1 protein-coding gene is annotated in these 276 nt (G+C 39.9%); it reads right to left on the bottom strand.

Annotated features, from left to right (window positions below):
- Positions 1–89: 89 nt before the first annotated feature.
- Positions 90–276, bottom strand: a 187-nt coding sequence (locus AAEY72_RS14770; protein WP_352311294.1) for a DUF5676 family membrane protein, incomplete at its 5' end; no start/stop codon positions are given.

The raw sequence follows: 276 nt of genomic DNA, 5'->3' as shown, positions 1-276 counted from the left end.
ACTCTAAACTGTGATTACTCTAACTTTTCAATTCATTTTCGCTCAAATTGAAAAGATTTGCTGACTATTCATATACGAGTACCTTTGAACTATTTTGCGAACCAACGATATAGTGGCACGAATAAGATTGCGAAATACCAACCGTAAAGATACGATTCTACAAGCCCAATTAGAAAACCTGTCCACGTCAACCACTCAAAGCCAGGTAGTAGAGGCGCCCAAGCTTCATGCATACTTATCTGTTCGGGTGCAAGTAAGCCAAAGCCTATGCATAAC

Origin of the sequence: Psychrobacter sp. W2-37-MNA-CIBAN-0211 (assembly GCF_040309405.1) — a bacterium.
Taxonomy (GTDB): Bacteria; Pseudomonadota; Gammaproteobacteria; order Pseudomonadales; family Moraxellaceae; genus Psychrobacter; species Psychrobacter glaciei.
This window is presented reverse-complemented; position numbering and strand designations above follow the sequence as displayed.